The organism is Flagellimonas olearia (assembly GCF_004150225.1).
Taxonomy (GTDB): domain Bacteria; phylum Bacteroidota; class Bacteroidia; order Flavobacteriales; family Flavobacteriaceae; genus Flagellimonas; species Flagellimonas olearia.
Map to the genome: position 1 here is coordinate 894,189 of NZ_ML142907.1, position 22,559 is coordinate 916,747.

A 22,559-nucleotide genomic window follows, 5' to 3' on the forward strand; every position below is an offset into this window, starting at 1 on the left:
AATACAAGAAACCCAAGTCCATCCAACACTTCTGAAAGGGATGTATCCATCAAACTAAAGCGTTAAAAATGCCAGGACGGACAAACAAACCGAAATGAGAAAAGTGGTTGAACTGATGATGCCATATAACAAATTATGGGCCAATTTCCCTATAAGTTTCATGGAAGGGTCATAATAATTGTATTGATGTTTATCAATCATGAGGTATCTATAAAACCCTCTAAGGGACCCTACTATGAAGTGAATCTGAATGAACTTTACAATCATGGTCTCCATGTCCATATCCGAAGATTATTTATCTGTTTTGATGACATCACCCACACCTATAAAGGGAATGGCACCTGCACCTGTTACCCGGGGCAAGATCCCGTTCCATTTTTCCATGGCCTTTAGGTTTGCCTCTATCTTCCTGAGTTCGATCAGGTCGGGTGAAATATTCATTTTTTTTAGCCGTAATGCCTCTGCTTCGGCAGTTGCTGCAGCAATGGTCTGTTCGGCCTCGACCTTTATCCTGTCCAAGTCCCTTTTGGCCTTCAATGCATTTTGTTCAGCAGTTTGTTTTGCCTCTATGGCATCGGTAAAGGTCTGGGAAAAACTGAATGAGATGATCGAAAAGGCATCAACCGATATGTTCGATGCGAGCAATCTTGAAGTAAGGGCTTCTTGCATTTCCGAGCTTACCGCAAGTCTTTTGGTAATCAATTCCTCTGCGGTATACTTGGCCGACACTGCTTTCATAACCTCTTGAATGGCAGGGTCGATGATACGTTCCTTAAATTCCACACCGATGGTCTGATACACCAAATTGGTCTTATCGGGTATGATATGATAGTTAAGTGCAACGGACAAATCCACATCCTGAAGATCAGAGGATGAGGAAGCGGCATTGTCCAGAATTTTGGATCTTTATATCCATGGGGATCACGGTCTGTACTATGGGTATTTTGAAGTGGATCCCTTCATCCAATACCACGTCCTGTACCGCTCCAAAATTCTGGACAATACCTCTTTCACCTGCACCGATCTGCACCCATGGTTTAAATAGGAAAAGGAACACCACTAACGCAACACTGATGATCAAACCTCTCCATTGCCTTTTTTTCAGTACATTTTTTATCTCCCTCAAAGGGTCATTATCCATAATAATTGTGTTTAATTGCAAAGATGGGATTTAGCATCCCCAATATGTTATACCTGATCGGTCAGGTCTTACATAAATCATACTATGTCAAGCCTTGGCACATGGCCCTTTCCCATATTCCGGTAACCAAAAAACCAGAGTTGTGAAAGAAAAGGTGAATCCGATAGAAAAGGGATTATGGGAATTTGGCCTTTGGCGAAAGACCATTCCTGGAACAAAAAGTGTTTTAAGCCCCTCCGAAGCGTTTCGGGAGCGTTTTATCATTATCTGGCATTATGGCCTTTACAGCACTTTGCCGGTAAGGGGACAATTTCAAAATCTTAGGCCATTAAATAGCCCACGTCACCCATTTTATCTGTCTTAGCGCCATGTTAAACCCATCCCTATTATGTAAAGCTTAGACTATCTTTACATGCTATATCCAAGTGTTTATAAGGGAGCGTTTTGCCCCCATCACTAATAGTTAAATAGAGAAGAGTTATGAAGCCGAAAAAGAAAGTGCCCCAGGATAACAATCCGAGCATTGACAGACCAATAAGTCGTCATGAGAGCTGGAAAAACCATCGAAGGCACACCGCTCCGTTGCTAATGCGTTTTTCTTAATACCATAAATAATAAAGAGGGTTTTCACCCTCTTTTTTTTGTTGAATGTATTCTTGTCCAAGATATCCATTTCCCCAGTGTATCTCGGCATTTTTTAGGTTATGGTACCATACATGGCATATTCCCTTTCTTTTCCAATGGCCCACATGACATTGCCATAATCAAAATGCCAATATTCTTTCAGATCACACACAAAATCTTCATCTTCAAATAATCCGATCAACAGGGCCCTGTTTTTCTTTGCTTCTAGACCGATGCCCGGGTGGTAGGGGTAACATTGCTTTGAGAGTTTGATTTCCAGTCCAGTATTGGTTCCAAAATCCATGACGCAATCTTGAACGGCATCATAGATCAATGCATCTATTGCACCGCCTGTGGTATGCATTGACTTTTGGGGCGGAGCAATAAAATGGCTGACCATCTCTTCAATCTCTTTCGAAGGCTTTTCAGGATACATCCTTTGCATCCGTTGAAAGGATATGAATTTGGTTTCCCAAAGTAGCTGTTGGTGCTCAAAGGACCTCCATGCGGAGCGGATGATCAGAATCTTGTTCTGTGCGCCCAACTTTCGACTTATACGAGCTATTTTTTCGATCATATCCTCCCGGACCAGATATTGATAATCATCCATGAACGAAGGTTCAAAAATCAAATCAAGACCTGTCTCTTTTAAGCTTTTAAGGGCGGTGTGATTTTCCCGGATCGGAATGGTCGGGACCAAGATCTTGTTTCGGGCATCTTTGGCTTCCACTGCTTCACAATACTTCTTGGCATTTTTGATAGTTGACATGGTTTTTTGTTATATGTATAGAATTCAGCCCTCTCAAGAGGGCATTGTAGTCAAGGTCGAATGTCACGGTATCCCCCACCGTTAAATTTGCCTTATTGTTATCCACCACAATATGATCGCTACTTGCCCCTAAAATGGTCACCTCTTGTTTTGGTACAATTCCGGAAACCAAAACATCCTGTTGGCCAATGCCCAAAATGGCCCTGCTCATTAATCCAATATCTTTAAAACAGGGGATTTCACCGTTCATGTTTTGATAGGCTTTACCATAAGGCATGGAAGGCTTTTGTTTTGCCTCTATAACCTCGGCCACAAGGGTAAATATATCGGTGAAAAGCCCAGGGATGGGTTCCCTGCAAAGTGCTTCCCTACCAAGAAAAATAGATTCTCCCAAACGCAAACTGTTAATTCTGCCCAGTTTTTTTGACGATTTGAACCAATGATAATTTGCGGAGTTCCCCCCTGACACAATGTTCAAGCAAATACTGAACTTGTTTTCTAAATGTACTGCTATGGAGGATAGCTCGGTCATCTTATCAAGGTCGGGAGCTATTCCATTGAAACACGCAAGGTTTGTACCGATCCCAATCAAAACGATGCCTTTCAAGCCGATTACTTCCCGTACCATATTCTCCATTTCCGAAGGCATGATCCCCTCACGCAGATCTCCAAGTTCCACCATTAGGATCACTTTATGGATACTATGATTTTTCAAGGCATGCTTTGAAAGTTCCTTGAGCACTATGAGTTCCGAATTCAGGCTGATATGGACATGGGTGGCCACTTTCTCCACTTGGCTGAGTGCGGGTGACCTTAGTAACATGTACTGTGCCCTTATACCGGCTTTACGCATTCTCAATATGTTTTCCAATCTGGAGTCCGCAAGGATTTTGATGCCATTGTCCACCAAGATCCTAGCAATGGCCGGATTTCCGCCAATGACCTTGGTAACACCTATTATTTTGATGCCTTTGGAGCCATATAGTGTTGTCAATTTTTGGACGTTATGTGCAATTTTCGCGGAATCGATATCTATTCTCGGAAGATTCAAACGGAAACCGATTCCCTTACAAGCTCTGGAAATGTCCTGAGCAATGCTTTTACCAATTTATCGCACCCATACTTCAAAACATCTGTGACGGGCAGATTAAATTCGGATTCATATCTCTTAATGAATTGGCTTATTTCGGCATTGTCCATCTTTTCATGATTAATGGTAATAGCTATGATTCTGGCCTTGGAGAATGTCTCAATCATTTCAATCTCACCTACCAGCCCCAACATTGGAATTTTCGGATAATCACAATAGCTTTTTCGCTTGGGAGGGTGTTGTAAAATAATGACATCGGGCATTGCTCCTCGCAGGATGGCGCTTGAAGAGGTAAATGCGGGATGGCTCAACGCTCCTTGACCTTCCACTACAATGATATCAGGTTCCTCTTTCTCACAGGCATTCAGAATGGCATGCTCAACCTCTCCCGTGGCAAACCCAGAGGTCAGTACGTCCACTGCCACCCCATATTCGGAACCTTGGAGGAGGCCCGTTTGACCGGTGGTGACAAAAACGGCATTTAAGCCTTCATTCCGAAGTGCTTCCACTAAAAACAAGGCAGTGGTCCTTTTGCCGACCGCACAATCAGTTCCCATGACCGCTACGATCGGAACCTTTATGTATTGGATACGTCCTGTAAAATTGTGGAGGTTTTCACGTGCAGGTGGTTTTCGCACATCTTGGATGGATACCCCATATTCATGGGCCACCCGAACAAATTGTGGGTCATCGTTAAAAAATTCGGGAAGACCATTGACGATGTCCATCCCATTTTTCATGGCCGTAAAAATAACCTCTCTTTGTTCATTGCTCAAAAATGAGGTAAGTGGTGCGATACCATAGATAAAATATTTTGGAATACTGCCCAGCTTTTCCAGGGCACTCCCAATGTTCTTAAAAATTGGAATTGCCCTTTTCACGCCATCAAGATACTCTCCTGCATCTTGTCCGGCTTTGGTACTGTCCACTACCCCAACAATGGCATATCTTTCCGATTGCCTAATGAGTCCATTGGCCACTTTGCCGTCTAAACTCCCAAATTCGTTTTCACAATAAACCAAGGCACTTTGTTTCATACTATTTGTTGTTGACATTTAACAATCGACAGATTGCCTAAATAGGGTCTAAGCTCGCTGTCGAAATAAACCAGTTCATTTGCGGTAGGGTCGTTGTGGATGGCACAGTAGTAGACCTTGCGGACATACAATCGCACAACAAGTGTGACACAGGGCCTTACCTTTGCGTAAACAAGGTCTCCTTTTTTATATCTATTTGTTATGTGATTCTTTTTCATTGGATATGCTTTTGTGCAGAAGAAATGTATGGGGTCATTCATTTTTCATAGTGGTACACAACATCTTAAACTTATGGTTTGCTTCAAAGGAGCAGGATGTGGATGCAGGTATAATTATGGAATCCCCTCTCCGCATAAAAGTGGAATTGCCGTTTATGACGACCTCGGCCTTTCCTTCAATGATATGGATGAATCGAATAAAAGGGGATTCATTATGGGACAAAACCTTGCCATAATCAAATGCGAATGCCTGTATGATACAGTTGTTCTGGACACATATGTTTTTTACCACGATGGCATTGGAATTGAACTCCAGTATATCTGCTAGGTTAAACGTCTTGGATTCCTCAAATTCACCCCTGTCCATAATCAATGGTATTAAGATCAATGTCCCTTTTTCTCTATTCCGACCAATCTTTGGCATTCCGTTTGGCCCTTTTTGCCGCCTTTTTTTCTTTAGGGGTTTTTGAAGGTGGGGTTTTTCCCGATTTTTTCTTTCCCTCTCTTTCTTTTGACATAGTGTATTTATTTAAGTTATGATTGCTTCATGGCAATGTGCTTGCCAGTACGAGCATTGTTATGAACAGAATAAAATAGATGACACATTTTCGCATCAGGGTATTGATTTAACATTATTGGGGCCCGTTCTGTGTTTGTGGTTTCAAAACCATGTTCATAGAGGCCGTGGGCCATTTTGGAGTTTGGCACTTTAGGTTTAAAAAGGGCAGTGTTTTTTAGTTCCTGCCCTTTTTTGAGCCCCTGAAAAAAAAATCAGAAGCATTTACTCACTTACTAAATCAGTAGAATTTTTGAAACAGAAGGCTGTACAAATTATATAGGCCCCTTTAATCTTTTCTGGTCTTAAATGAACCAATGTGAATTTTTGTCGGTTTTTAATTCTTCAGTTATTCGGCCGCTTCTTCCATTATAAAACATGGGTCTACAGAAGCTCCTGAATTTTTCAAGGACAAGGTGGATAAAGTTTTTTCTTTTCATAGTATATCATATTAGCTGTTCGCTTTTTAGTCAAAACCGAACAACACAAAGATGGCACATAGAATTGGGGAGTCCACAACATAAATCTTTATTAATCTTACATATATCATAGGTCTATCGCATATTGATCATAAATTCTTCATCAAAACGACCCTAGTTCCCAATGAGACACTATATCATCTGATCATATTCCTTCCCGGTAATCTTTGCTTCTCAAAAACCCTGAGCTGTACCTTGAGAAATTTATAATACTCCTCAAATTCGATTTTGGACATCCCTTTGTTTTCATAGTCCAAAAAGAGTGGTGTTTCCGATAAATTGTCGTATATTACAGGGAACTCCATTTGAAAGGAAAGCGTCAAATCAAAAATCCCTTTCATCAGTTGATTTCCTTTTCTTTTATTTTGCATAGCCTTACTTTTCTTGCTCGATGGAAGGTAAGTTTAAATCCGCTTCTGTTATTTATATGATTTCCAGCAAAAGTTATATAAATCACATAGTTACAATCCCAGCTCTTGGCTTTTCCTTGAACAACAAACACAAAAAAAATGTTGCTATTCATAAAATACATGGTGAGCCTGCGCTGCAAAATGGTGGTAAAGGAGGAGCTCAAAAAGCTTGGCCTTCATTATGTCAATGTGGATCTTGGAACCATAGAGATCTTGGAGGACATCACTGATCTTCAAAGGGAGCAGCTACGTGAAAGCCTCATGAAATACGGTCTTGAACTTCTTGATGACCATAGGAAGATCATCATTGAAAAAATCAAGTCGGTGATCATCGAAATGATCCATTATTCGGATGAACTACCCAAAGTGAACTATTCTGACTACATCAGCGAAAAATTGGGATATGATTATACCTATTTGGCAAACACGTTTTCAGAAGTAAAGGGAATCACCATTCAGCAATTCATAATCATGAACAAAATAGAAAGGATAAAGGAACTTTTGCTCTACGATGAGTTGAACCTGACCGAGATATCCTATTTACTGCATTACAGCAGTGTCTCACATTTATCGAACCAGTTTAAAAAAATTACGGGACTGACCCCTTCCTATTATAAAAAACTGAAAAAGAAGCGCTTTAAAAACCTGGAAGATCTGTGATTGTCTTGGAAAAGGAAGATTGCCCAGGCTAAATTCCCGGGATGCAACAAATGTCATTCCGACACCTATTAACTATACCATAAATGTGGGAAAACTGCAACTATTCCTCTTCCACATGTAATACATTATCCTTAAAAATCCCGCACCTTTATCCGGACGACGGGGAATGCCTAAAACCCCTATTACCTCCCCGTAAAATTTTAGCTATGGAAAATAATATAGAGGTAGAAAAATCAAAAGTCTTTATCATTGTCGAGATCATTGAATACATTCCCAATGCTGTGGTCATCAAGACCATCATAAAAAAAACCACTGGGAATGTCACTGCGGTCTCTTTTGATTCAGGTGAAAACCTAACAGAAAAAACATTGCCATTCGATACGTTCATCCAAATCATCGAGGGCAGGGCCGAAATCTTGATCGACGGCAATTCACAAACCTTGGAGACGGGACAGGCCATTATCATTCCTGCCCATTCAAAAAATGTCATAAAGGCCAATGAACGGTTCAAAATGATCTCCACTATCATTAAAAGTGGTTATGAGTAGCCCCATCTTAAATAAAGTCATCAATGAACAACATTAAAATAGTCTGATATGTATATGTATCCCTTGATTGGCCTTCCCATATTGATCTTTTTATTGATAGGGATTAAAATTGTCCGCCCCACGCAGAGAGGCCTAATAGAAAGATTGGGGAAATACTCAGGTTTTGCCGGTCCCGGGTTCCATTGGATCATCCCGATCGTTGACCGTATGTTCATTGTCAACGTTACGGAGCAAATGGTGGATGCGGAGCCCCAAGAGATCATCACCAATGACAACCTGAATGCCAGCGTGGATGCCCAGGTATATTTTAGGGTAAAGGATAACGAGGAAAGTGTTAAGGGATCTATCTACAATGTAAACGATTATAGGTATCAAATCGTAAACCTTGCCCGTACAACCCTTAGGAACATTATCGGAACCTTGACCTTAAAATCCGCCAATAGTGAGCGGGGAAAGATCAATGCGGACCTATATAAAACACTCCACACGGAAACCATGGGTTGGGGCATTGAGATCGTGAGAACGGAGTTAAAAGAAATCGATCCTCCAAAGGATGTACAGGAAACCATGAACAAAGTGGTAAAGGCGGAGAATGAAAAAATTGCGGCCGTAGATTCTGCCACAGCTGCGGAAACTGTGGCAGACGGTATAAAAAGAGCCAAAATAAAAGAAGCCGAAGGATATAAACGGGCCAAGATACTCCATGCCGAAGGCGAGGCCGAAGCGATAAAGCTCGTAAACGAGGCTGCCGATAAGTTTTTTATCGGCAACGCACAGATCCTTAGAAAGCTGCAAGCTGTGGAAACTTCCTTACAGACGAACACCAAAATAGTGGTGCCCACTGGCACTGAACTGGTAAACATAATCGGGGAAATGGCCGGCGCAGTTCTTCCTATGACCAAAAAATCCAAAATGGAATAAAGCAAAAGTGCAATATAAACCTTCAAAACCATGGAGAAAAAGAACGTTTTGGTAATTGTTGCGCACCCAGATGATGAAACCTTGTGGTGTGGGGGCACCGTGCTTATGCATCCAGAGCATACATGGTTCATTGCCTGCCTTTGCCGAAAAAATGACCGTGATCGCGCCCCAAAATTTAAAAAAGCCTTGGCGGCTTACAACGCCAAGGGTCGTATGGGCAATCTAAACGATGGCGTGGAGCAAAAACCATTGAACAAAAATGTGGTAAAGAAAGCTATCTTGAATCTACTGCCCGAACAGAAATTTGACCTTGTCCTAACGCACAGTCCTACAGGTGAATATACACGACATTTACGTCATGAAGAAATAGGCAGGGCGGTAATCGAGCTGTGGAACGAACAAAAAATTTCCACGAATCAGCTATGGACCTTTGCCTTTGAAGACGGATACAAAAAATACTATCCCCAGGCAATAAAGGGGGCAAGTATCCATCATATGCTTTCAAAAAACATTTGGCAGGAAAAATACCGGATAATCACTGAAATATATGGGTTTGACAAGACAGGATTTGAAGCAAAGACAACACCCAAGGAAGAGGCCTTCTGGAAGTTCGAAAACCGGATAGATGCCCAAAAATGGCTGGAGCACGAAGGAATTTAACAGCAACCCCCTAAAGATTTAGGAAATGAAAGTCCTGGTCCTTTACGATTATCCACCTTCCCCCGGCGGTCTTGCAACGCAGGGCGACCTGCTTTATCGTGGGCTTTTGGAACTTGGCGTGGACACATATGCGGTCCACTTTGAATCGGCACAGGAAAAAGAGTGGTATTATAGATGGTTTGAACCCGATGTGGTAGTGGGCATTGGTTATTGGGGCCATACCCCTCACTTGGTACTGCACCCCCAGCGCTATGGCATCGAGCCCATACCTTGGTTGGTTGCCGATGGCTATATTGCCAACTACCAAGAGGTCCTGAACGATCTGCCCCTGATTCTGGTGACTTCAAACTGGGTCAAGGAAATGTATGTAAGGGATGGCATCAAAGCATCAACTATCGAGGTGCTGCCTGTAGGTTGTGATACCATGTCTTTTGTCCCCTTTGACAAAAACGATCCTAAAATTGTGGCGGTACGTGAATCATTGGGCATTCCCCCCGACCAGTTAATGATCTTGACCGTTGGCGGTGATGCCGCTTCAAAAGGTGCCCAGGAGGTCATGCAGGCCTTGGCGATCATTGACGCCAAGGCCCCTGACTGGAAATACGTCTGCAAAGTATGGCCACAACCGAGGACCAAGGCCCAGAACCTCCTAGATCTGGAAATGGCCACCCATTTAGGCATTGAAAAGAATGTCACCTACGCGACCAATACCGTTTCCAGAAATTTCATGCCGTATCTTATTGGCGCATGTGATATTTATGCGGCCCCCTCACGTCTTGAAGGGTTCGGTATGCCCCAGGTGGAGGCGGGAGCTTGCGGAAAACCTGTCATAGGGATCAAGGCCATGGGAATGTTGGACACACTTTTACATGAAAAAACGGCCTTTCTCGCCGAGGTGGCACAAAAAATCGTCGTTAAGGAAGTGCTTTTGGGAAAAGAATCTGGTTTTGAAAACAAACACAAAATCGTGTTCGATATTCCCAGAACGGTCGATTACCGGGCCAATGTGCAGGAAATTGCCAAGTATATGCTCCTGCTCATGGGCAATGAACAACTACGGATAGCCATGGGCCGTGCCGCAAGGGAACATGTGGTGGAACATTTTGATTACAGGGTCGTGGCCAAAAAATTCATCCAAATTATACAGGATAAACTAGGTATAGATTAAATGACCTCGGAAAACAAACAATTCATAAAATCCGCGGAAAGGGCCGCTCTGGAAGTGCTCCTGCACAATTCAAAGGGGCCGTTCCTTGATCTGCCGCGAACAGCCGGTTGGGGATATCCCGAACCCTATACCCGTGACCTTTTGATCTCCGTCTTAGGGATTGCTGTAACAAAAAATGCCGTACTGTTGCAAACTGTCCGCCATGTTTTGCTGATGTTGGCCAAAAACCAATCCAAGCGAGGCCATATTCCCTCTCTGGTCCATGATAGGGAAGATCGGGGTGCCAGCGATACCACCCCCTTGTTTCTAATTGCTGTCGGAATCTTCAGGAAAGTGGCCAAGGAACCTTTTTTTTTAGAAGATTCCATAAAAGATGCGCTTTTATGGATGGAATACCAAAGTCCATCGGACCAATACATGGTCTCACAAATGCCCACCAGCGACTGGCGTGACGAACAATGGGTATTGGGACATGGACTGTTTGTAAACACTTTGGTCCACACCTATTTAAAATTGTTCGGTAATACAAAAAGAGCCGAAAAATTAAGGCTTGAAATGGAACGACCAATCTTTTGTCCGGATAAAATAAGCAACAAAGAACCTGAAGGGCTGACCATTGACGGTCAACCCTATTACGCCTTATGGTCCTATAAGGTATACAGTAGCGAGCGTTTCGACCTATTGGGCAACAGTATGGCCATTTTATCAGGTATTGCCTCACCATCAAGGGCAAAGGCCATAATCGATTGGGTTGAAACATCGTGTTCCACAATGAGAAAAACAAAGGAGCTGTCCAATGACCTCTCCCCTAATTTTTTCCCTTTTATCCAACCAGGCGATTCGGATTGGGTCCCTAGGTACGCTGATTTCAACCAACCTGGAAATTACCACAATGGCGGTATATGGCCTTTTATAACCGGGTTTTACATTGCGGCCCTTGTGGCCAACAAAGACTATGGTTTGGCGGAGACAAAACTTCTGGCATTGACCCGGCTTATCAAAAAAGCCAGGAACAAGGAACTTGAATTCGGTTTCAATGAGTGGTACAAGGCCCAGGACGGAAAACCCATGGGGCAGGACTGGCAGACTTGGAGCGCATCAAACTACCTATATGCAGCGCAATGTGTGGCAGAAAAAAGGACGCCATTTTTCGACGTCCTCAGGTAATGGTCCTAAAAAAGAATCTTATAAAAGGCTTAACGTCCATTAAGGGCAAAACCATACTCTTTATTTCCTTAAAAAAGATGAGCCGTCTTTTCACACGACATCGTTTACCTTAAAATATTCTCCATATCAATTAATTGATCAAAGCATAATAGTAATTGACCTCCAATTCATTTTTTACTTGACTGATGCCAGGAGTATTCCATGCAATACGGCCAGCCTCTTCTTTTTGATACCAAGAATGTACATCTCCGGTAAGTGTTACCGTTGTTCCAGAAACCATGACATGGATATCGTGATCATCAATGGACCAATTTCTTCCAATGGCATCCTCGACATCCCGTTGTTCGATGGCGTCATGCGACTCCGGAATGATTCTAATATTATTACTTATTCCTTTAATTCCGGTCAGATAGCGTATGGCATCCATTGCAGCTTCTTTTTGATAATTCCATGAAAGCTCACCTTCTAGGGTAACCCATCCATCCTCTACTTTTATGGTCACCTTGTCATCGGGTACGGAACCATTCAATTTTAATGCTCTCAAAACTTTTTTTGCAATTTGCTCGTTACTTTTCTTAAATGAGTCATTAAACTTTACCTCAATGTTTTCCACAAGGGCATTGACCCCAATCACGCTTTTTGCCACATTTTCAGCCTCCATTTTTTTTGTGTAGCTATCCACCACACCTGTCAAGGAAACCATACCATCCTTGGCCGTGACACCAATCTCAGTTGCATGTAATAGAGGTTCCCATTTAATGGCATTTTCGACATCCTTCTGTAATATTTTGTTACTTTTCATAATAAGCTATTTTAAAGGTGTGAATTATTTTTCACAACCTTATAAAGGTCTTATATATAATCAGCACTACCATTGTACACTTGTGAAAAGCAATTACAAAAATCACACATTGACTTACCTGTGGAATCCTATATTCCCGTATTAATGTCAAAAACGCAATTCAAATAATTGGGCACTGCTCAATCCCAATATCCATTAATCACGGAAGGAATCTGTGATTTATGCAACTCAATTCCTTTTTTATTCAACTTTTTTTTGTTGATTTTCAATATCTTATGATTGTTTCCCGATATAGATTCGGAAAACCGGATTTCACTAAACCAAAGAAAATGTCAAAAGGAAATAAGACCCCTGCAAAATCCAACAAACCCAAGCTCGCACTGAGCCTAAAGCAAAAAAGGGAGCATAAGGATGTCAAGATAAACATTGAAAATAGAAACCACAAGAGGCATATCCCATAGAGGAGTAGTCACCTTGTTCCACCAAAATCCTATCCAAGATGAAGCTAGCCTATATCGGTACCTATCCACCACGCGAATGTGGTATTGGCACGTTTACCCAAAACCTTGCCCACTCCATGTTGGAAAACGGCAAGGGGGTCAAAGAAATCATGGTTATTGCCATGAACGACCATAACCAGGACTATCCCTACCCTCCCGAAGTAAAATTGAGCATCAACCAAGAACAACAGACCGATTATCTGGAAGCTGTAAACTACATTAACCTCAGTGGGGCGGATGCGTGCATACTTGAACATGAATTTGGTATATATGGAGGTCTGGGTGGAGTTTATATCCTACCCCTCCTACACCGCCTGAACATCCCGTTGATCACAACCTTACATACCATTCTGGAAACACCATCCTATAATGAAAGGGCCATCTTAAAGGAAATTTGCAAAATGTCCGATAAAATTGTGGTGATGAGCCACAAGGCCATCCATTTTCTTGTTGGGATATATAAGGTGCCCAAAGAAAAAATAGTGCTTATAGAACACGGTGTCCCGGACATCCATTTTGATAAGGAGGAGTCGAGAACGGAATTTAAACTGAATGAAAGGAAGTTGCTCCTGACCTTTGGCTTCATCGGTCGCAATAAGGGCATTGAAACCGTGATCAAGGCCTTGCCACAAATCATTGAAAAACATCCTGAAGCTCTGTACATCGTCTTGGGAAAAACGCATCCCAATGTGTTGCGGCATTCAGGGGAAGAATATCGAAATTATCTCCAGGTCCTTATAAAATCATTGAAACTCAATGAGCATGTATTGTTGCTCAATGAGTTTATAGATGAGAACGAACTCTTTAAATATCTTTCTGCCTGTGATATTTACATTACCCCCTACCTTAGTGAGGCACAGATCACCAGTGGCACACTTTCCTATGCCATGGGTGCGGGTTGTGCCGTAGTCTCCACCCCCTATTGGCATGCCGCGGAATTGCTTGTGGAAAACAAAGGGCGCCTTTTTGATTTCAACGACTCTGATGGCCTGTCCGAAGTTTTAAACGAATTACTGGAAAATCCAGAAAACCTGCACGAGATCCAAGAACATGCAACGGAATATGGGCAAGACATCACCTGGCCCAAAGTTGGTCAAAAATATACCGATCTTATAACACAGGTACTATCGAGACCCAAGGTGCCCTTGCCAAAGAAAGAAAACGTCATAGATCCTTTGCTGTTGCCCCCATTTTCCCTGGTCCATATCAAAAGATTGACCGATGACACCGGTATTATCCAACATGCAAAATTCGGGATTCCCAACTTAAAGGAAGGCTATTGTCTGGATGATAATGCCCGGGCTCTTTTAATGGTCTGTATGACCTATAAACAGAAAAAAGATCCACTTGCCCTGGAGTTCATGCCCGTATATTTGAGCTATATCCATTACATGCAGAACAAGGACGGTACTTTTCGTAATTTTCTGAGCTTCAACCGTAATTTTTTGGATGAAAAAGGTTCCGAGGATTCCTTTGGGCGTACCATTTGGGCCCTGGGATATCTTTTGGGAAATGCGCCGAACGATGCCTATTATCAAACAGGCAAATTGGTCTTTTTCGATGCCGTTCCCAACTTTGACAGCATCAAATCCATAAGGGGGATCGCCAATACCATGATCGGAATCAGCTATTATCTAAGGACGAATGCTTCCGATGATGCCATGAAAGGGACCTTGCACAAGTTGGCCAATATACTGGTTTCCCATTATCATCAAAACCATACCGAAAATTGGGAATGGTTTGAATCGCTTTTGGCGTATGATAACGGCATTTTACCTTTAGCACTCCTACATGCGGCCGAGGTTCTGGAGGACGGGGATATTTCCAAAGTTGCCTTTGACACCATGGATTTTCTTACCGAGCATACAATGAAAGATGATTATTTGTCCGTTATCGGAAACAAGGATTGGTATGTAAGGGAGAAGGAACGTTCCATGTTCGCACAACAGCCCATCGATGCCGAGGCCATGGTGCTGATGTACCATCAGGCTTATGTATTGACAGGTGACCGGGATTTTCTAAAAAAATTGTTCACCTCGTTCATGTGGTTTTTGGGCGAAAACGATATGCGTATGAGTCTGTATGATTTTGAGACCAAAGGGTGTTGTGATGGTTTCGAGAATTATGGCGTGAACCGAAATCAGGGGGCCGAGAGTTCGTTGGCCTATCTTATCTCCCATCTAACCGTACTACAGGCCTATGAAGAGTCTTTTCAATTAGAGGAAATCAAGACCTCAAAAGCCAAAAAATCGACTATAAATGAATTGCAAGACTGATGGGGACAGTGGCAAAATCTTATCGTTATTTTTTTAACGCATCGAACAGTGCCTCCATTTCGACAACGGCATAGGTAGCTGAGTAATCCGATATGGCATAAGGGAGTATCAAACTGTCATTATGGATGATAGATCCACAGGAATAGACCACATTGGGCACATAACCTTCCCGTTCTTCTTCCAAGGGCATCAACAGAGGCTCTTCCAAACGACCAATTTCTTTTGACGGGTCCTCAAGATCAAACAAAGAAGCGGAGATACAATACCTTCTCATGGGCCCCACACCATGCGTAATGACCAACCATCCGTGTTCGGTCCACAAAGGGGACCCACAATTTCCTATTTGTGTGAATTCCCATGGGAATTTTGGTTTTTGGAGAAGGATGGGATCGTTCCATAATGTGGCCCTTTTTGAATACATGAGATAATTGTTCACTCCATCGATCCGGGAAAGCATCGCGTATTTCCCCTTGATCTTTTTGGGGAAAAGTGCCAAGTTCTTGCCTACGGCGCCATTTCCATGCAAAGGCATGATCCTGAACGTATAGAAATCATCCGTAGAAAGAAGCTTTGGCAATATGGCATGGCCGTTATAGGCGGTATAGGTGGCATACACCTTTACGCTGCCATCATTTTCCGTAAAGCGGACAAAACGGGCATCTTCAATTCCCCTGCTTTCCGATTCCGAAATAGGGAATATAACGCGTTCGCTCAAATCGGAATCATGCTCAAACGCGATGTCGTAATAGGAATCCACCAGCCAGGTAATTTCTTCAAGTGCCAACCTTTTTTCAAGACTAATGGCCGTGTCGTCCATTACTTTCCTTACCGCGTTCTTTAGCACGTAATACTCGAATTTATCCGGTAGGTCCTCCATGATACTTTTTGAATACTTTATGGGGATGCGCATCTCCCGCATCTTTTTAACAAATCGTCCTTTATCATAGAGTTTCTTATGGGAGATTTCTGCCATGTCGATCGAATTGCCTACACCCATCAAATGCAGGTCGTTGTTTTTATCGATTATCCCCCTTCTGAAAACTATGGAAGAAATATGCCCTTCCCCTGTTGCCCGAAACGAAAGGATCACGCGCATTTCACCCTCTTCCAAATAGGACTGGTCAAAATCTTGGATGATGGAGGGATTAAAAAAAGCGGCGGACTCTATGGAATACTCCATGGTAAGGTAAGAACCGATGAGCAATTTTCGCTCCATGGAAATAGCATCAAAATCCATGTTCATTTGCCCAATGATATTCCTGATGCCATCACAATGTTTATGGAAAAGCTTGGTGATGTTACGGTGCCTACTTGCAAATTCCCTTAGGGTCTGTTCCAAGGATTCCCGCACTTGACTTTCGCTCATCCCAAAGATCAGGGACAGCAAATCCTTGGTCCGCTGTTCCCCGTTCATAAAGGAGCGGGCCACCACCCTACTGGCATCTGGCAGAAATTTTACGTGCTTACGTGTTACGGAAACCCTCATAAGTATAGAAAAAAATAGTAGGATAGATTATAAAAAAGTAATCGAGCCATTTTAAAAACATCATGTAGCGTATTTGTTCCAGGCTATATTTTCTCAAATACAAGCCTATAATGATCCATTATCTCTTTTTCAAAGCATATTTTGTTGGGGCTGATCTTAAAGACGGCTACTTGATGCCTAAATTCCTTGTCCATGATGTATTTGGGAACCAAGGATAGATAGAGCCAATATTTTTTCAGGTTGAACTTCCTGAACTTCTTTCGCCATTGGCTTATCGTCTCAATGTAGTCCAGTCTTCCACTGCTTTTCGAGATCAATTTAAAATTCGGTTCTGCATTCCGTATCACCATTTCAGGTCCATAGGGCAACCATGAGCCCGGAAATTCTTTGACCATCAGCGCCATGACATGGGCCGCGGAGCCTTTTTTGGCCTTGACATCCAGTTCTTCATAATCGATCATATTTTTACTGAACGTCATGGTCTGCATATAGAACCTCCCACCTTTTGGCAACAAATTGGCAACGGTCTTAAAAAAGTCACTGTACACTTTCTCTTGTTTTCCTTCTTTCCATTCCTCAACGGAACAGAAATGTTCCAATCCCCCAATGCAGCTAATGGCATCAAACATTCCAAAATCTTCCGGTACGATGTAGCGACAATCCTTCACAAGGACCTTCATTCCATGCTTCTGACAGGCTTCCGCCTGTCCCTCGGACAAGGTCAAGCCTGTGCAAATGCCTCCCCTATCTTGGGAAGCATATTTGATAAAGGGGCCCCAGCCGCAGGCCATGTCCAAGACTTTGCTTCCATATTTAATATATAAGCTATCCGCTATAAACCGATGTTTTTCCATTTGCGCCTCTTCCAAGGACATTGAAAAATCACCATCGTACTTGGCTCCGCTGTAATCGGCGGTTTCCCCCATGCTCAAACGGAATATCCTGTCTATGGTAGTGTAGGTAAAATCCAAATCCTTTTTATCAGCCATTTTTTTGTTTAAGTTTTAAACGTTCAATTCTTTTGAAGGCATCCTTGGGGTGCCTTTCTTATAATTGCGGTTTTATTTCATTTCCGCATGTTGGTTTCAGTTAAAAACACCGAGGTTTAAATAAGGATACGGTAGTTTCCCAATTGAATCGTGAAGTGTTCGTAAGCAAGTACCCATCCCTTACCTGTTTTTGGATGTCAAGTACCTGTGTAGGATGCTATGCATGATTTTCCTAAAGGTAGTCATTTAACTGTTCCCATGGACAATCGACCTACTATTCTTTACAAAAGGTAATTCATTTGACTACAGCAATTTAACATACTTTTTAAAGGACACGTTATAATTAAGCCTACCTTTAGTATCAATCGTCCCGTGCAACGTGCAATCCATTACCGGATTTCATTTTGGTCATGGTTTGGTCCTGCCCCCACGGAAAAACAATGCAATAGTGCAATAAACGGTTTAAGCCACGTTTTTAAGGAATAGCGACCAGGTTATCTGATGTCATTCTTGATGTAAGTATTCGTCTTCATTATAGATATCCCATTTAATTTCCTCACAGTTCCACAAGTTTCAAACAACAACCAAACCTTTGGTTTGCAATAGGGACTCATGATAAAAACGCTTCCATTGCAATGGAAAACGGACAAAGGCTTTAAAAAAAGAACAGTATCAAAAATCCAAAATTTGCGAAAAGAGGAGGATCCGACTTTTCAAGAGCATTAAAAACAAGGGTCAACCAGTATTTTGATTCCAAGGGAATCAGTAAATATGCCAATAAGAGCATGATTGCCAAATCAGTCTTAATGTTATCGCTATTTGTGGTTCCCTTGTTACTCATCAATTTGGGAATGGCCTCAAGTCCCTGGCAACTTTTTCTGCTCTATTTTATAGGAGGACTTGGAATGGCGGGAATAGGAATGGGCATCATGCACGACGCCATCCATGGATCGTATTCACGAAACAAGACCGTTAACCGATATATGGGATACACCATGAACCTGGTGGGTGCCAGCTCGGCCGTATGGAGGATACAACACAATGTTTTGCACCATACCTATCCCAATATCACGGGATCGGACGATGATATCAATGCGCCCTTTTTTCTGCGATTTTCCCCGAATGCCAAGAGATATGTGTTGCACAGGTTCCAATTTATATACGCCTGGTTTTTTTATAGTATATCGACGATTTCCTGGGTCACCACCAAGGATTTTGTCCGCATGAACCGCTATAGGAAAATGGGCTTTTTGAACAAGCGCAATGAGTTCCAAAGGGAAATCTCCATACTGATTTTGTGGAAGCTTGTCTACTATACCTTCGCGCTCGTCCTACCATTGATCGTGGTCCCCCTAGCTCCCTGGATCATCATACTGGCTTTTATAAGTATGCACCTGGTGACCGGATTTTTGATCAGTACCATATTTCAGGTTGCGCACATCATGCCCAGTTTGGAGTTTCCCATGCCGGATGAAAACAATACGGTCTCAGGCGATTGGGCCATGCACCAAATGGCCACAACCACTAATTTTGCACCAAGGGGCACCCTCTTCTCATGGTTGATAGGAGGGTTGAACTACCAAGTGGAACACCATCTACTGCCCAACATCTGTCATGTACACTATAAAAATCTATCCCGTATCGTGGCAGAGACCGCCAAAGAATTTGGTATGCCCTACCATTGTCAAAAAACCTTTTGCAGTGCTATTTGGAATCATATTAAGATGTTGCGCTCCTTGGGAAAAACTGTTCCGGTTAGCACTTAACGGACACGTATCCCCTATTTTTGGTATACCCTGACAGCATTCGGGTTGGTTTGAATTACAGTAAATTTCCGTTCCATGCTGAAATGCACACAAAATGGTAAAAAACAACAACCTTCCTAGACTCCAATCCGTCCCATTGCAAGGCCATCAGGTATAGACCCGGGTTGTATGGGTTTTTTGATGGGCTTGGATGGGTTTGGTCCAAGGCTCCAATTTTTTGCAGGAATTGCCAAAGGGCCACATTGGTTGTTTCTTCTTTTATCACCCGTTCCAAGAGATTTGTCCCCAACGGCCAAACAACTGTGAAGAATACGGGACCTGCCCCTAGGGAAATGTGTGAATCATGCAACTAATACAGTTTACTGCATAACACTTATCAATGGTTATCGGACCATCTTTGTCCTGTGAAATGTTTCACTTAAAAATTTAAATCATGAACTACAAGACAAAAAAAATATCAACCCTGATCTTTGGATTGGCTTCCGTTGCCATGGCCGTCATAGTGTTCAATGGCTGCAAATCGCCCGCCAAAGACAAGGAGACAACACATACAGATGAGGCCAAGGAAAATCTAGTGGAAGCAAAGGAAAGTCTTGATGAGGCCAAGAAAGAATATGTCCTTAGATATGAGGCTTTTAAACTGGAATCGGACAATAAAATTGCAGAAAACGATAAGGTCATTGCCGAATTAAAGGCAAAAGCCAAAAAGGAAAGCAATACTGCCAAAAAGGATTTTGAAAAAGAACTTGCCTTATTGGAACAAAAAAACCAATCGTTGAAAGAAAAAATGAGCTACTACAAGGATGAGGGCAATGATGAATGGGAATCATTTAAGGCTGAATTTGATCAAGATATGGATAGCTTGGGGCAAGCATTAAAAGATCTGACCAAAAATAATACGAACTAATTTCTACAAAAAGCTAAAATTATGGCAAATCTACTGTACACGGTGGCCGTAGTGTTAATCATCACATGGGCCATTGGATTTCTTGGATATCATGCTGGAGGAATCATCCATACCCTATTGGTCATCGCGATCATTGCAATCATATTAAGTATGGTTCAAGGACGAAAATCCAAGTAACCAACAACTTATACGTAATAACGACAAGTACAGCCTCCCGAGTATCCAAGAACATACAGCGATGTTTTTGGATACTCTCTTTTATGCCATTATTTTTTAGTGGGAGCTCTTTACCCCCTGATTCAATTGTGAATAAAAAGCAATACCTTTTACTGTGGACCATTGCGATGCCTATTTTGGCATGGCTCGCCTATTTTGGTATTCCGCTGGATCTGGGGGAACCATATTCTCTGTTCCTTGGCATTTTACTGATAGGATCTGTCATTGCTGCGGTACACCATGCTGAGGTAATCGCCTATAGGGTAGGAGAACCTTTTGGCACATTGTTGCTGGCTTCAGCGATTACGGTAATTGAAGTGGCACTGATTGTTTCATTGATGTTGAGCGGGGGACGGCTTGAGGCAGTTACGCTTGCCCGTGATACGGTTTTGGCATCAGTAATGATAATCCTCACGGGGATAATAGGAATCTGTATATTGGTAGGGGCGATACGTTACAAGGAACAGGTGTTCAGCCTCCAAGGCGTTAGCGCGGCCTTGGTCACCCTTACTTCCATATTGGTGTTCGCCCTTATCCTTCCCAAATTCACTCCAAGTCTTAATGGTTCCATTAACAACCCCCTACAGTTGATTTTTGTTGCGATAGCTTGTCTTGTCCTGTATATCACATTTGTAATGGTGCAGGCGGTACGACATCGTGCCTTTTTTTTATCCCCGGAAACCACTGAGAACAAAAATATACTGCCCTCTCCTCCGACAGTGATGGAAACACTCATTAGTGCCCTTTTGTTGGTTTTGTGTCTCGGGATAGTAGTACTGCTCGCCAAAGCCCTTACATCCGATATAGAAAACGTCGTCTTGCAAGCAGGGGCACCAAAATCCCTGGTAGGGGTGATCATAGCAGCGGTAGTGTTATTGCCCGAGGGACTTGCCGCCTATCGCGCTGCCAGAAAGAACCGCCTCCAGACCAGCCTCAACCTTGCCCTGGGCTCCGCTCTTGCCAGCATAGGCCTCACTATACCAACCGTTGCTATTGTATCCATTATAACTGGAATGAAAATAACACTTGGCATTGATACAAAAGCCATGGTTTTATTGGTACTGGCCCAATTTACCATTGTACTTTCATTGGCCACCGGGCGTACCAATGTGCTGCAGGGAATCGTACTTTTAACAATCTTTGTGGTGTATCTTTTTGCAATTATCTCCCCATGACATGGCCACTTGGCACCGCTATGTGGATTCGAGTCCATGCTTCCAAATATCATGATGATATAACCAACGGTAAATACTTTATCCATAGTTTTTTTGGCGTGACCAAATACCATGTGTGAATTATGCAATTCATTTTGATCATTGTGTATCGTATTGGTCAGGTATAAGGATGATCTTTATGCTATCGTGAAAATTCATTCACAACATAAAAATAATTCCTATGAAAACGAATGCAGAATTACAGGTGGATGTTCAGAATGCCATTAAATGGGAGCCTTTGTTGCATGCAGCTGAAATTGGGGTCACGGCCAAGGATGGTATTGTTTCCTTAACAGGCGTTGTGGACAGCTACATAAAAAAAATGGAAGCGGAAGATGCGGCCAAAAAAGTCATTGGCGTGAAAGCCTTGGTTGAAAATATTGAGGTGAGATTTCCGAGCAAGTGGACAAAAACGGATGTCGAAGTTGCCACTGAAGCTTTGGAAGCTTTGAAAGCCAACTATTGTGTCCCCGACGATAAGGTGACCATGAAAGTAGAGGATGGCTGGGTCATTTTGGAAGGTGAATTACCTTGGAATTACCAAAGGGAAGCCGCAAAAAAAGCCATACATGTCCTTAAAGGCGTAAAAGGGGTGAAAAATAACATCAAGATCAAATCCGAAAGCAACGGGACAATTGAACAAAATGCTATTGAAAGTGTACTGAGAAGAAGTTCGATCGATGACAGTGGTATCGATGTATCCGTATCCGGTACAACTGTCACATTGAGTGGAACAGTAAACTCTTGGTATCAAAAAGAAGAAGCGGGCCGCATTGCATGGAAGACTCATGGTATTTGGGATGTGAAAAATGAACTTTCAGTTGAATATGATTATCATCTGGTCGATTAACACCCCCAAATGATAGGGAGACTTTCCTATATCCATTTTCTATTGCTCGATTAGGGGGTCCACAATGCATTCCAAACTTGGCTTTTTCAACCCCAATGGAGATTT

Annotated in this window: 24 protein-coding genes; 13 read left to right on the top strand and 11 right to left on the bottom strand. The window is 42.5% G+C overall.

The window, feature by feature from the left end:
- Nucleotides 1-291: 291 nt before the first annotated feature.
- The 7 genes from DN53_RS04175 to DN53_RS04200 all read right to left on the bottom strand — a co-directional run bounded on the left by DN53_RS04175 (nt 292) and on the right by DN53_RS04200 (nt 6,285).
- Nucleotides 292-855, bottom strand: coding sequence for a prohibitin family protein (locus tag DN53_RS04175; RefSeq protein ID WP_207211069.1), 564 nt, complete (start codon nt 853-855; stop codon nt 292-294).
- A 10-nt stretch (nt 856-865) separates the two neighbouring features.
- Nucleotides 866-1,141 (bottom strand): SPFH domain-containing protein, encoded by a 276-nt coding sequence (locus DN53_RS18105; protein ID WP_207211070.1) that lies wholly within the window; start codon nt 1,139-1,141, stop codon nt 866-868.
- A 697-nt stretch (nt 1,142-1,838) separates the two neighbouring features.
- Nucleotides 1,839-2,534: a M15 family metallopeptidase gene (locus DN53_RS04180; protein WP_129653132.1), complete on the bottom strand. Its 696-nt coding sequence runs from the start codon at nt 2,532-2,534 to the stop codon at nt 1,839-1,841.
- Complete coding sequence (locus DN53_RS04185) at nt 2,500-3,585, bottom strand: alanine/ornithine racemase family PLP-dependent enzyme (protein WP_129653133.1); 1,086 nt, start codon at nt 3,583-3,585, stop codon at nt 2,500-2,502. The genes DN53_RS04180 and DN53_RS04185 overlap by 35 nt, the downstream gene beginning before the upstream one ends.
- Nucleotides 3,582-4,661 carry an N-acetyltransferase DgcN family protein gene (locus DN53_RS04190; RefSeq protein WP_129653134.1) on the bottom strand — a complete coding sequence of 360 codons (1,080 nt, stop codon included), beginning with the start codon at nt 4,659-4,661 and terminating at the stop codon, nt 3,582-3,584. The genes DN53_RS04185 and DN53_RS04190 overlap by 4 nt, the downstream gene beginning before the upstream one ends.
- A 252-nt stretch (nt 4,662-4,913) precedes the next feature.
- Entirely contained in the window at nt 4,914-5,246 is a 333-nt protein-coding gene (locus tag DN53_RS04195; protein WP_165357261.1) for a cupin domain-containing protein, read from the bottom strand.
- A gap of 805 nt (nt 5,247-6,051) precedes the next feature.
- Entirely contained in the window at nt 6,052-6,285 is a 234-nt protein-coding gene (locus DN53_RS04200; RefSeq protein WP_129653136.1) for a hypothetical protein, read from the bottom strand.
- Between the two features lie 138 nt (nt 6,286-6,423).
- Here DN53_RS04200 and DN53_RS04205 point away from each other — a divergent pair, with 138 nt between their 5' ends.
- From DN53_RS04205 to DN53_RS04230, 6 genes are all read left to right on the top strand, one after another.
- On the top strand, nt 6,424-6,984 hold the full coding sequence (locus DN53_RS04205) for a helix-turn-helix domain-containing protein (protein ID WP_207211072.1): 561 nt from the start codon (nt 6,424-6,426) through the stop codon (nt 6,982-6,984).
- 206 nt (nt 6,985-7,190) lie between these two features.
- Nucleotides 7,191-7,532, top strand: a complete 342-nt coding sequence (locus DN53_RS04210) for a cupin domain-containing protein (protein ID WP_129653137.1) — start codon at nt 7,191-7,193, stop codon at nt 7,530-7,532.
- A 48-nt stretch (nt 7,533-7,580) separates the two neighbouring features.
- Nucleotides 7,581-8,453: an SPFH domain-containing protein gene (locus DN53_RS04215; RefSeq protein WP_129653138.1), complete on the top strand. Its 873-nt coding sequence runs from the start codon at nt 7,581-7,583 to the stop codon at nt 8,451-8,453.
- A gap of 30 nt (nt 8,454-8,483) precedes the next feature.
- Complete coding sequence (locus DN53_RS04220) at nt 8,484-9,113, top strand: PIG-L family deacetylase (RefSeq protein WP_129653139.1); 630 nt, start codon at nt 8,484-8,486, stop codon at nt 9,111-9,113.
- 25 nt (nt 9,114-9,138) lie between these two features.
- The gene (locus tag DN53_RS04225; RefSeq protein WP_129653140.1) at nt 9,139-10,281 is read left to right on the top strand and encodes a glycosyltransferase family 4 protein; all 1,143 of its coding nucleotides are present in this window, start codon (nt 9,139-9,141) and stop codon (nt 10,279-10,281) included.
- Nucleotides 10,282-11,448: a glycoside hydrolase 100 family protein gene (locus tag DN53_RS04230; protein WP_129653141.1), complete on the top strand. Its 1,167-nt coding sequence runs from the start codon at nt 10,282-10,284 to the stop codon at nt 11,446-11,448.
- A 130-nt stretch (nt 11,449-11,578) separates the two neighbouring features.
- Here the strand turns inward: DN53_RS04230 and DN53_RS04235 are convergent, their stop codons facing one another.
- The gene (locus DN53_RS04235; protein WP_129653142.1) at nt 11,579-12,250 is read right to left on the bottom strand and encodes a BON domain-containing protein; all 672 of its coding nucleotides are present in this window, start codon (nt 12,248-12,250) and stop codon (nt 11,579-11,581) included.
- A gap of 329 nt (nt 12,251-12,579) precedes the next feature.
- On the opposite strand from DN53_RS04235, the gene DN53_RS18110 reads away from it, so the two are divergent.
- Both DN53_RS18110 and DN53_RS04240 read left to right on the top strand, forming a co-directional pair.
- On the top strand, nt 12,580-12,711 hold the full coding sequence (locus DN53_RS18110) for a hypothetical protein (RefSeq protein ID WP_262707901.1): 132 nt from the start codon (nt 12,580-12,582) through the stop codon (nt 12,709-12,711).
- Nucleotides 12,712-12,749: 38 nt separating this feature from the next.
- Nucleotides 12,750-15,026, top strand: a complete 2,277-nt coding sequence (locus DN53_RS04240; RefSeq protein WP_129653143.1) for a glycosyltransferase family 4 protein — start codon at nt 12,750-12,752, stop codon at nt 15,024-15,026.
- 25 nt (nt 15,027-15,051) lie between these two features.
- Here DN53_RS04240 and DN53_RS04245 read toward each other — a convergent pair whose 3' ends face one another.
- The gene (locus tag DN53_RS04245) at nt 15,052-16,512 is read right to left on the bottom strand and encodes a glycoside hydrolase family 130 protein (protein ID WP_129653144.1); all 1,461 of its coding nucleotides are present in this window, start codon (nt 16,510-16,512) and stop codon (nt 15,052-15,054) included.
- A gap of 83 nt (nt 16,513-16,595) precedes the next feature.
- Nucleotides 16,596-17,501, bottom strand: a complete 906-nt coding sequence (locus tag DN53_RS04250) for an SAM-dependent methyltransferase (protein ID WP_129653145.1) — start codon at nt 17,499-17,501, stop codon at nt 16,596-16,598.
- A gap of 806 nt (nt 17,502-18,307) precedes the next feature.
- Between DN53_RS04250 and DN53_RS04255 the strand changes: the two genes are divergently transcribed.
- Entirely contained in the window at nt 18,308-19,267 is a 960-nt protein-coding gene (locus DN53_RS04255) for a fatty acid desaturase family protein (protein WP_129653146.1), read from the top strand.
- Between the two features lie 55 nt (nt 19,268-19,322).
- Here DN53_RS04255 and DN53_RS04260 read toward each other — a convergent pair whose 3' ends face one another.
- Entirely contained in the window at nt 19,323-19,616 is a 294-nt protein-coding gene (locus DN53_RS04260) for a hypothetical protein (RefSeq protein WP_129653147.1), read from the bottom strand.
- 84 nt (nt 19,617-19,700) lie between these two features.
- Here DN53_RS04260 and DN53_RS04265 point away from each other — a divergent pair, with 84 nt between their 5' ends.
- From DN53_RS04265 to DN53_RS04280, 4 genes are all read left to right on the top strand, one after another.
- On the top strand, nt 19,701-20,174 hold the full coding sequence (locus tag DN53_RS04265) for a sll1863 family stress response protein (protein WP_129653148.1): 474 nt from the start codon (nt 19,701-19,703) through the stop codon (nt 20,172-20,174).
- A 21-nt stretch (nt 20,175-20,195) separates the two neighbouring features.
- The gene (locus DN53_RS04270) at nt 20,196-20,351 is read left to right on the top strand and encodes a lmo0937 family membrane protein (RefSeq protein ID WP_129653149.1); all 156 of its coding nucleotides are present in this window, start codon (nt 20,196-20,198) and stop codon (nt 20,349-20,351) included.
- A 128-nt stretch (nt 20,352-20,479) separates the two neighbouring features.
- On the top strand, nt 20,480-21,565 hold the full coding sequence (locus DN53_RS04275) for a calcium:cation antiporter (protein WP_129653150.1): 1,086 nt from the start codon (nt 20,480-20,482) through the stop codon (nt 21,563-21,565).
- 220 nt (nt 21,566-21,785) lie between these two features.
- Nucleotides 21,786-22,454: a BON domain-containing protein gene (locus tag DN53_RS04280; RefSeq protein ID WP_129653151.1), complete on the top strand. Its 669-nt coding sequence runs from the start codon at nt 21,786-21,788 to the stop codon at nt 22,452-22,454.
- The last annotated feature ends 105 nt before the right edge of the window (nt 22,455-22,559 follow it).

Bases quoted from the DNA above. Each gene is read 5' to 3' on its own strand.
- DN53_RS04225 (WP_129653140.1), top strand. From the start codon at position 9,139: ATGAAAGTCCTGGTCCTTTACGATTATCCACCTTCCCCCGGCGGTCTT.
- DN53_RS04190 (WP_129653134.1), bottom strand. From the start codon at position 4,661: ATGAAACAAAGTGCCTTGGTTTATTGTGAAAACGAATTTGGGAGTTTA.
- DN53_RS04180 (WP_129653132.1), bottom strand. From the start codon at position 2,534: ATGTCAACTATCAAAAATGCCAAGAAGTATTGTGAAGCAGTGGAAGCC.
- DN53_RS04210 (WP_129653137.1), top strand. From the start codon at position 7,191: ATGGAAAATAATATAGAGGTAGAAAAATCAAAAGTCTTTATCATTGTC.
- DN53_RS04230 (WP_129653141.1), top strand. From the start codon at position 10,282: ATGACCTCGGAAAACAAACAATTCATAAAATCCGCGGAAAGGGCCGCT.
- DN53_RS04205 (WP_207211072.1), top strand. From the start codon at position 6,424: ATGTTGCTATTCATAAAATACATGGTGAGCCTGCGCTGCAAAATGGTG.
- DN53_RS04255 (WP_129653146.1), top strand. From the start codon at position 18,308: ATGTTATCGCTATTTGTGGTTCCCTTGTTACTCATCAATTTGGGAATG.
- DN53_RS18105 (WP_207211070.1), bottom strand. From the start codon at position 1,141: ATGGATAATGACCCTTTGAGGGAGATAAAAAATGTACTGAAAAAAAGG.
- DN53_RS04195 (WP_165357261.1), bottom strand. From the start codon at position 5,246: ATGGACAGGGGTGAATTTGAGGAATCCAAGACGTTTAACCTAGCAGAT.
- DN53_RS04245 (WP_129653144.1), bottom strand. From the start codon at position 16,512: ATGAGGGTTTCCGTAACACGTAAGCACGTAAAATTTCTGCCAGATGCC.
- DN53_RS04200 (WP_129653136.1), bottom strand. From the start codon at position 6,285: ATGCAAAATAAAAGAAAAGGAAATCAACTGATGAAAGGGATTTTTGAT.
- DN53_RS04265 (WP_129653148.1), top strand. From the start codon at position 19,701: ATGAACTACAAGACAAAAAAAATATCAACCCTGATCTTTGGATTGGCT.
- DN53_RS18110 (WP_262707901.1), top strand. From the start codon at position 12,580: ATGTCAAAAGGAAATAAGACCCCTGCAAAATCCAACAAACCCAAGCTC.
- DN53_RS04220 (WP_129653139.1), top strand. From the start codon at position 8,484: ATGGAGAAAAAGAACGTTTTGGTAATTGTTGCGCACCCAGATGATGAA.
- DN53_RS04235 (WP_129653142.1), bottom strand. From the start codon at position 12,250: ATGAAAAGTAACAAAATATTACAGAAGGATGTCGAAAATGCCATTAAA.
- DN53_RS04215 (WP_129653138.1), top strand. From the start codon at position 7,581: ATGTATATGTATCCCTTGATTGGCCTTCCCATATTGATCTTTTTATTG.
- DN53_RS04240 (WP_129653143.1), top strand. From the start codon at position 12,750: ATGAAGCTAGCCTATATCGGTACCTATCCACCACGCGAATGTGGTATT.
- DN53_RS04270 (WP_129653149.1), top strand. From the start codon at position 20,196: ATGGCAAATCTACTGTACACGGTGGCCGTAGTGTTAATCATCACATGG.
- DN53_RS04280 (WP_129653151.1), top strand. From the start codon at position 21,786: ATGAAAACGAATGCAGAATTACAGGTGGATGTTCAGAATGCCATTAAA.
- DN53_RS04250 (WP_129653145.1), bottom strand. From the start codon at position 17,501: ATGGCTGATAAAAAGGATTTGGATTTTACCTACACTACCATAGACAGG.